Annotated in this window: 8 protein-coding genes; 4 read left to right on the top strand and 4 right to left on the bottom strand. The window is 69.5% G+C overall.

What is annotated here, in order from left to right; translation table 11 throughout:
- Positions 1-66 precede the first annotated feature (66 nt).
- Positions 67-924, bottom strand: a complete 858-nt coding sequence (locus tag ABZS37_RS28850; RefSeq protein ID WP_355174084.1) for a hypothetical protein — start codon at positions 922-924, stop codon at positions 67-69.
- Positions 925-961: 37 nt separating this feature from the next.
- A complete protein-coding gene (locus tag ABZS37_RS28845; RefSeq protein ID WP_354995417.1) occupies positions 962-2,806 on the bottom strand; it encodes a phosphoenolpyruvate carboxykinase (GTP) in 1,845 nt (614 codons plus the stop codon).
- Positions 2,807-3,245: 439 nt separating this feature from the next.
- Here ABZS37_RS28845 and ABZS37_RS28840 point away from each other — a divergent pair, with 439 nt between their 5' ends.
- From ABZS37_RS28840 to ABZS37_RS28830, 3 genes are all read left to right on the top strand, one after another.
- Entirely contained in the window at positions 3,246-3,782 is a 537-nt protein-coding gene (locus ABZS37_RS28840; protein ID WP_355174094.1) for a GtrA family protein, read from the top strand.
- 63 nt (positions 3,783-3,845) lie between these two features.
- Complete coding sequence (locus ABZS37_RS28835; protein ID WP_355174092.1) at positions 3,846-4,562, top strand: GtrA family protein; 717 nt, start codon at positions 3,846-3,848, stop codon at positions 4,560-4,562.
- A complete protein-coding gene (locus ABZS37_RS28830; protein WP_355174082.1) occupies positions 4,559-5,227 on the top strand; it encodes a MaoC/PaaZ C-terminal domain-containing protein in 669 nt (222 codons plus the stop codon). The genes ABZS37_RS28835 and ABZS37_RS28830 overlap by 4 nt, the downstream gene beginning before the upstream one ends.
- A gap of 44 nt (positions 5,228-5,271) precedes the next feature.
- Here the strand turns inward: ABZS37_RS28830 and ABZS37_RS28825 are convergent, their stop codons facing one another.
- Both ABZS37_RS28825 and ABZS37_RS28820 read right to left on the bottom strand, forming a co-directional pair.
- Positions 5,272-5,844 (bottom strand): PH domain-containing protein, encoded by a 573-nt coding sequence (locus ABZS37_RS28825; RefSeq protein ID WP_355174080.1) that lies wholly within the window; start codon positions 5,842-5,844, stop codon positions 5,272-5,274.
- Between the two features lie 174 nt (positions 5,845-6,018).
- Positions 6,019-6,894: a biotin--[acetyl-CoA-carboxylase] ligase gene (locus tag ABZS37_RS28820; RefSeq protein ID WP_355174078.1), complete on the bottom strand. Its 876-nt coding sequence runs from the start codon at positions 6,892-6,894 to the stop codon at positions 6,019-6,021.
- Positions 6,895-6,978: 84 nt separating this feature from the next.
- On the opposite strand from ABZS37_RS28820, the gene ABZS37_RS28815 reads away from it, so the two are divergent.
- Entirely contained in the window at positions 6,979-8,562 is a 1,584-nt protein-coding gene (locus ABZS37_RS28815; RefSeq protein ID WP_355174076.1) for an acyl-CoA carboxylase subunit beta, read from the top strand.
- Positions 8,563-8,596: the final 34 nt, after the last annotated feature.

Raw genomic sequence — 8,596 nt, 5'->3', positions numbered from 1 at the left:
CGCGGGGCGGGGCGGGGCGGGGCGGGGCGGGGCGGGGCGGGGCGGGGCGGGGCGGGGCGGGCGTTTTTAGGTTGGGGCGGCGTCTTCGGTGCGGGCGGCGCGGTGCAGGCCGTAGAGGGTCAGGGCTGCTGCGGCGAGCAGTGGGCCGCCGTCGCGGATCAGACCGTCCAGCCCCAGCAGCCACCAGCACAACGGCAGGTCCACGGCGAGTACGGCCACCGTGACGACGACCAGCAGGCCACGCGCCCAGTCCTTGCCGCGCATCAGGAACGCGGTGCAGAACAGCACCGCGTAGCTGGCCGCGATCCCCGCGCCGAACCAGAACAGCACGGCTGGCACCGCGGTCAGTCGACCATCCAGGATGGAAGCAGCGGCCACCAAGGCTGGCACCAGCATCAGCGGGCTGTAGGTGAAAGCCGCCACCCGGCTGGTCAACAGCCAGGCGCTGGCCTGCGGTCGGCGCGGAGGGGTCTCACGCCAGGAGAGGCCGGCACGGTCGATGACGAGCCGGGGCCGGTGCCGGACCAGGTGCCCGGCCAACGCCGACGAGCGGTAGAGCAGCCAGACCACCGCGGCACAGAGCGCGGTGAGCACTGCGAAGCCGAGCACACCGGGCAGCGGCGGCACCCCCTGCCGGGGCACGATGATCCGGCCGACGGCGAAGATCGTGGTGACCGCGAGGATCAGACCGAACGGACGAGCCGCCGCACGACCCCGCCGGACGTGCCCGATCAGCAGCAGGAAGCCGAACGAGCGCAGCATCGCCCAGCCGGTCCGTACGGCCAGCCCGAAGCCCTGCTCCGGGGCGTACCACCAGTTGAGCAGCTCGACCACGACGGTGGCCGCCGCCGTCGTCGCAAGCAGGATGATGAGCACCCGGACGGCGGACGGCCGCCGGACCTGGGTCTCGGCGGCCGTCCTCATGGAATCTGATGATGCCCGCAGCGGGCAACCTTCACACCTAGCGCTGCGGCTGCGCGGCGTCCAGGCGCGCGCGCAGCGCGTCCAACTCGGCCCAGAGCACTCCAGGCAGCTTGTCACCGAACTTCTCGAACCACTCGGTGACGAGCGGCAGCTCGTTACGCCACTCGTCCGGGTCGACCTTCAGGGCGATCCGAACGTCCTCCGGGGTCATGTCCAGGCCCTCGACGTCCAGCGCGTCGGGCGCGGGAACCATGCCCACCGGCGTCTCGACCGCGCCGGCCGTGCCCTCGATCCGCTCGACGACCCACTTGAGCACCCGGGAGTTCTCCCCGAAGCCGGGCCAGAGGAACGAGCCGTCCGGGTCCTTGCGGAACCAGTTGACGTAGTAGATCTTGGGCAGCTTCGCCTCGTCGCCGTCGGCGCCCTTGCCCATCTCGATCCAGTGCCGGAAGTAGTCACCGGCGTTGTAGCCGATGAACGGCAGCATCGCCATCGGGTCCCGCCGGACGACGCCCACGGCGCCGGACGCGGCAGCGGTGGTCTCCGAGGAGAGCGTGGCACCCATGTAGACGCCGTGCACCCAGTCGCGGGCCTCGGTCACCAGCGGGATGGTGTCCTTGCGACGGCCGCCGAAGAGGATCGCGTCGATCGGCACGCCGTTCGGGTCGAAGTACTCGTCGGCGAGGATCGGGCACTGGGTGATCGGGGTGCAGAACCGGCTGTTCGCGTGGGAGGAGAGGCTGTCGCTCTCCGGCGTCCAGTCGTTGCCCTTCCAGTCGATGAGGTGCGCCGGGGGCTCGCCCATGCCCTCCCACCAGACGTCCCCATCGTCGGTGAGGCCCACGTTGGTGAAGACGGAGTTGCCCCGGTCCAGCGTCCGCATCGCGTTCGCGTTGGTCTTCCAGTCGGTGCCGGGCGCGACGCCGAACAGGCCGTACTCCGGGTTCACCGCGTACAGCCGGCCGTCCTCGCCGAACCGCATCCAGGCGATGTCGTCGCCGATGGTCTCGACCTTCCAACCGGGGATGGTCGGCTCCACCATGGCCAGGTTGGTCTTGCCGCAGGCCGACGGGAACGCACCCGCGATGTGGTAGACCTTGCCCTCCGGCGAGGTGATCTTGAGGATCAGCATGTGCTCGGCGAGCCAGCCCTCGTCGCGCCCCATCACGCTGGCGATCCGCAGGGAGTAGCACTTCTTGCCGAGCAGCGAGTTGCCGCCGTAGCCGGAGCCGTACGACCAGATTTCGCGGGTCTCCGGGAAGTGCGAGATGTACTTGGTCTCGTTGCACGGCCAGGCGACGTCCTGCTGGCCGGGGGCGAGCGGGGCGCCGATCGAGTGCAGCGCGTGCACGAAGTCCGCGTCGTCGCCCATCGCCTCGAGGACCCGGGTGCCCATCCGCGTCATGATTCGCATCGAGGCGACCACGTACGGGCTGTCGGTGATCTCGACACCGAACATCGGAGACTCGGCCTCGACCGGGCCCATGACGAACGGGATGACGTACATGGTGCGACCGCGCATGGAGCCGCGGTAGAGCTCGGTCATCGTCCGCTTCATCTCGGGCGGCGCCATCCAGTTGTTGGTGGGGCCAGCGTCCGCCTCATCGAGGGAACAGATGAAGGTGCGTTCCTCGACCCGGGCGACGTCCGTCGGGTCGGTACGCGCGTAGAACGAGTTGGGCTTCTTCTCCGGGTTCAGCCGGATCAGCGTGCCGGCCTCGACCAGCTCGTCGGTGAGGCGGCGCCACTCCTCGTCGGACCCGTCCACCCAGACGACACGGTCGGGGGTGGTCAGTGCCGCGACCTCACGGACCCAGGCGAGCAGTTTCGGATGGGACGTCGGGGCCTGATCAATACCCCGCACAACAGCCGGAGCAACCATGACACATCTCCTTGTGGTCGACGCTGACCGATCTATGGGATGCACGAGACTCAGCGGCGCGATGCGTCGCCTTCGTGGAAACCTGGGATTGGCCTCAGCGTAAACCGGGCAGCCTTCGGAGTCAGTGGGACTGGTTGTGAAGAACTGCACAAGGTACGGCCACGCTGCGGTATCACGAGCTGATACCCGCTTTCCCGCGCAGTTTCACGCAAATCTTGTTGTGCACCCCGGCGGACGCTTGTTGCGGTCGGGCCGTGGACCTGCCCCGCCGACCGGTGCGTGGATTCCCGTTCCGCGCCGCGTCAGTCCTCCCAATTGGTTACGCTGCGTGCAACAGTTCCGCACGGGGCGATGGGCTCCGCCGAGCGACCACGCCCGCTTGCCGTTGCTACCCCTCTGACTGGTCGACAGCCGGTAGGCTCGCTCCGTGGCCGCCACGATGACCGGGGAGCAACCGGGTCCCCGGCAGACCCGACAGGGTCTGGTCGGCAAACTGCTGGACCGCTTCGGTCACCTCGTCCGCGAGATGAGCAAGTTCGCCACCGTGGGTGGGGTCGCCTTCCTCATCGACTTCGCGCTCTTCAACTACCTGACGAGCAGCCGTGGCGTCGAGGAGTTGACGGCGAAGACGATCTCCACGGTGATCGCCGCCTCCGTCGCCTTCGTGGGCAACCGGTTCTGGACCTGGCGCCACCGTCAGCGCAGCAACCCGGCCCGCGAGTACGCACTGTTCTTCATCTTCAACGCGGTCGGCCTCGGCATCGCGGTGGCCTGCCTCGCGATCAGCCGGTACGGGCTCGGCAGCATCTGGCCGGCGGTGTTCCAGACGCGCCTGGCCGACAACGTCGCCAGCTACGTCGTCGGCACGGGCCTCGGCACGTTGTTCCGATTCTGGTCGTACCGGCGGTTCGTCTTCGTCGAAGCGGGAACCCCGACCCTTCCGCAGGTGAAGCCCAGCCGTGATCACGGGGCGTGACCTGCCGCCCACCTCGTTCGGCCGGTGATCGCCGGCCGCACCGACTGCCTTAAGGTGTTGCGCATGCGTCTTGTCCGTCTGCTGCCTGAGCGCTGGCAGAAGTTCATCCACGAGGCGCTCAAGTTCGGCATCGTCGGCGGCATCAACACCGTCATCAATTACGCGGTGTTCAATGCCCTTGCACTGACCGTTTTCGTCAATGGTCAGCTGAAGGCGACCGTGATCGCGACCGTCGTCGCCACGATCACGTCGTATCTAATGAATCGACACTGGACGTACCGGGATCGCCCGAAATCGGCGCTTCGTCGAGAATACGTCCTGTTTTTCCTTTTCAACGGGGCTGGCCTGCTCATTGAACTAGGCGCCGTTGCAGCGGCCAAGTACGGCCTCGGCGTCCATGGCCTGCTGGCGCTGAACGTGGCCAAGACCGTCGGTGTCCTGCTGGCCACGCTGTTCCGGTTCTGGTCGTACCGGACCTTCGTCTTCCAGCCCGTCCCACCAGTCGAGGACGAGGCGAAGCCCGAGTCCACCTGGCACAGCATCCCCCGCGACGAGTGGGACACCATGGCCGAGATGGACCCGGTCGCCGAGTTGGCCGAATCGGTCTCCGAGCTGGAATCCGAGCTGGAACAGGCAGAGTCCACAGGGCTCGCCGACTCACCGCCGGGCGCTCCCACTCAGGGGCGGCCCTCGCGCCTGAGCGACAGCCCCGCCGCCGACCTGGACGCGGAACTCGCCGCGGAGCTGCACGTCGGCACCCGCCGCGCGCCCCGCCGGTGACGACACCCGTCGGCCGCTCCGGCACCGGGCAACCCGCCGAGCTTTTCTTCGAGGATCTCGTCCCGGGGCTCACCGTCGACCTCGGCGTGGTCACCGTGGATGGCGACGAGATGGTGGCCTTCGCCCGCCGCTTCGACCCGCAGTGGTACCACGTCGACCCTGACCTGGCCGGGGCTAGCCGGCACGGTGGGCTGATCGCCAGCGGCTTCTACACCGTGAGCCTGTTCATGCGCGCGTACGTCGACCATCTGCTGTCCCGGGCGGCCGCGGACGCGTCACCCGGCCTGGAGGAGCTGCGCTGGCTCGCCCCCGTGCGCGCCGGCGACCGGCTCGCCGTACGGGTCGACGTGATGGGCGCGCGACCGTCGACCGCCCGTCCGGGCCTCGGCACCGTGAGCCTCACGGGCACCATGCTCCGCCTCGGCGCGGACGACCGGCCTGAGCAGGAGGTGCTGCGGACCCGCTTCCGTGGCTGGTTCGCCGTACGACCGGTCGAAGCCGACCCGGCCGAAGCCGAGCCGGCCGGAATCGACCCAAGCGAAGCCGACCCGACCGGAGCCGACCTGCGCGAGAGCGGCCCGTCCGGCAGCGACCCTGCTGACAACAACCCGGCCGGGCCCGAACAGCCCGAAAGCGGCCCGCCCAGGGCCGAACCACACGACTGACCCGCCCCGACACGGACGCAGGGGCGGGCCTCAACCGGCCCGGATCAGGTCGTGGTGTCGCGCAGCGGCTTGCCCTCGCGCATGTCGGCGAGGATGTCGCGCATCTCCCCGTCGCCCAGCGAGTGCTTGTCGTGCTGTGCCTCGACCAGCTCGTACAGGGTGGTCTGCACCCGGCCGACGCCCGGCACGTCGGCGAGCACCGACTGGCCGCGCTCACCGGCCGACTCGATGGTCAGCGTGCCGCAGCCGAGCAGCCGCTCGAGGAAACGCTGATTCATCGAGTGGTCGTTGACCCGGGTGAGCGGAAGGTCCCGCCGCTCCCGGGAGAAGACACCCTGCTGGATCAGCACCCGCTCGTTGGTGAACAGGTAGTGCGTGGTGCGCCAGACCAGGAAGGGCCACAGGCCGAGCCAGAGCACCGCGACCAGGGCGATCACCCCGATCACGGCCAGAGCGATCGAACCGCCGCCACTCTCGGGCAGCAGGAGCACACCGACCACCACCGCGGCGATCGCCAGCACCAGCACCACGATCGGCCGGATCAACGCCTTCCAGTGCGGGTGCAGATGCAGCACGACATGCTCGTCCTCGGTGAGCACGTCTTCAGGAAACGCCACGGGAACCTCCAACGCCATTTTCTCGACGCGCAGACGGTAAACCCCCCAAGGCCTCCCACAACATCCGCCACGCGGCCCTACCCCAGTCTTCACGATCTTGCACTTCGATCGCCGCCTGCGGCTTTCGCCCGTTCCGCCCGGGGGAAGCACCTGCAGGTTGGCGCTGAGGGTGGATCAGCGCAGGTGAAGGACGTCGCCGGCTGCGAGGGTGCGGATGGCCGTCGGGGTGGTGACCTGGAGCTGACCGTCTCGATCGACTCCGGTGGCGGTGCCGGTCAGGGCCTCGCCATTGGGGAGCAGGACGCGCACCTCGCGGCCGATCGTCGCGCAGGCCGCCAGGTAGGCGTCGCGCAGCCCGCTGGCCACCGCGTCGCCGCCCGTGGAGCGCCAACGGTCGTACCAGTCGGCGACCCCCCGCAGCAGTGCCCGCAGCAGCGGGTCCCGATCGGTGGCCGCCGCGCCCGCCAGTTGCAGCGAGGTGGCCGGCAACCCGGTCGGATTCACCGGCAGCTCGTCGGCGCGCAGCGTCACGTTGAGCCCGATGCCGAGCACGATGGCCGGCGGTTGGTCCGGTGAGCGCCCGGGCACCGCCTCGGCCAGCACGCCCGCGCACTTCGCCTCGTCGATCAGCAGGTCGTTCGGCCACTTCAGAGTGGCCTCCAGCTCGGCCAGCCGGGTCACCGCCTCCACCAGCGCCACGCCGGCCAGCAACGGCAGCCACCCGTACCCCGTGGGTGTCGCTGGCACCCAGCCGCGGTCCGGCACGGCCTCGCCGGGCCGCAGCAGCACGCTGGCGGCGATGCCGGCCCGCGCCGGCGACTGCCAGACCCGGCCGCGTCGGCCCCGACCGGCGGTCTGCCGCTCAGCGACCACGACCAGGCCCTCAGGCTCGCCGGCCCGGGCCGCCTCGGCCACGTCGGCGTTGGTGGAGCCGGTCTCGGTGCGCAGCTCAAGCCGGGCCCACGGCCCTTGCGGCGCGACCAGCGCGCGGCGCAGCCGGGCCGCTGACAGCGGCGGGCGGTCCAGATCGGTGTACGGGGAGCCCGACATTCCGCCAGCCTACGGCGGTGGTCGCGTCGACACTGAGGCGTACTGCACAGCGGCACCGACCTGAACCATCGTTATATTCCCTGGGTGACTACCGAGACCGGGACCAACATCCACAGCACCGCGGGCAAGCTGGCGGACCTGGAGCGCCGGGTTGACGAGGCGGTGCACGCCGGGTCGGCCCGCGCGGTCGAGAAGCAGCACGCGCGAGGCAAGAAGACCGCTCGCGAGCGGATCGAGATGCTGCTCGACGAGGGCTCCTTCGTCGAGCTCGACGGGCTGGCCCGCCACCGGTCCACGGCCTTCGGGCTGGAGAAGAACCGTCCGTCCGGCGACGGCGTGGTCACCGGCTACGGCACGGTGGACGGCCGGCAGGTGTGCGTCTTCGCGCAGGACTTCACGGTCTTCGGTGGCTCCCTCGGCGAGGTCTTCGGCGAGAAGATCGTCAAGGTGATGGACCTGGCCATGAAGATCGGCTGCCCGGTGGTCGGCATCAACGACTCCGGCGGCGCGCGCATCCAGGAGGGCGTGGTCTCGCTCGGCCTCTACGGTGAGATCTTCTTCCGCAACGTGCGGGCCTCCGGCGTCATCCCGCAGATCTCGCTGGTGATGGGGCCCTGCGCCGGCGGTGCGGTCTACTCCCCGGCGGTCACCGACTTCACCGTGATGGTCGACCAGACCTCGCACATGTTCATCACCGGCCCCGACGTGATCAAGACGGTGACCGGCGAGGACGTCGGCATGGAGGAGCTGGGCGGGGCACGTACGCACAACTCCCGCAGCGGCAACGCGCACTACCTCGCCAGCGACGAGTCCGACGCGGTCGACTACGTCAAGGCGCTGCTGTCGTACCTGCCGTCGAACAACCTCGACGAGCCGGTGGTCTTCGAGGCTCCCGCCGAGCTGGAGATCAGCGACGAGGACCGCGAACTGGACACGCTGATCCCGGACTCGGCCAACCAGCCGTACGACATGCACACGGTGCTCGAACACGTCCTCGACGACGGGGAGTTCCTGGAGGTCCAGCCGCTCTACGCGCAGAACATCGTGGTCGGCTACGGCCGGGTCGAGGGGCGTCCCGTCGGCGTGGTGGCCAACCAGCCGATGCACTTCGCCGGCACCCTGGACATCGCCGCGTCGGAGAAGGCCGCCCGGTTCGTCCGCACCTGTGACGCCTTCAACGTCCCGGTTCTGACCTTCGTGGACGTGCCCGGCTTCCTACCCGGCACCGGGCAGGAGTGGGACGGCATCATCCGTCGGGGCGCCAAGCTCATCTACGCGTACGCCGAGGCGACCGTCCCCAAGGTCACCGTGATCACCCGCAAGGCGTACGGCGGGGCGTACGACGTCATGGGTTCCAAGCACCTCGGCGCGGACCTCAACTTCGCGTGGCCGACGGCGCAGATCGCCGTGATGGGCGCGCAGGGCGCGGTGAACATCCTCTACCGCTCGGAGCTGGCCGGCGCCGAGGACCCGGCGGCGGTCCGGGCCGAGAAGATCGCCGAGTACGAGGACACCCTGGCCAACCCGTACGTGGCGGCCGAGCGTGGATACATCGACTCGGTGATCCCGCCGCACGAGACGCGCACCCAGATCGTCCGGGCGCTGCGCGTCCTTCGCACCAAGCGCGAGACCCTGCCCCCGAAGAAGCACGGCAACATCCCTCTCTGAGTCCTGCTCTGTCCGCGCAACTTCGGGGAAAGTG

Origin of the sequence: Micromonospora sp. NPDC005413, assembly GCF_040606435.1 — a bacterium.
Lineage (GTDB): Bacteria > Actinomycetota > Actinomycetes > Mycobacteriales > Micromonosporaceae > Micromonospora.
Note: the sequence above shows the minus strand (reverse complement) of the source record. Positions and strands in the feature narration are given on the sequence as shown.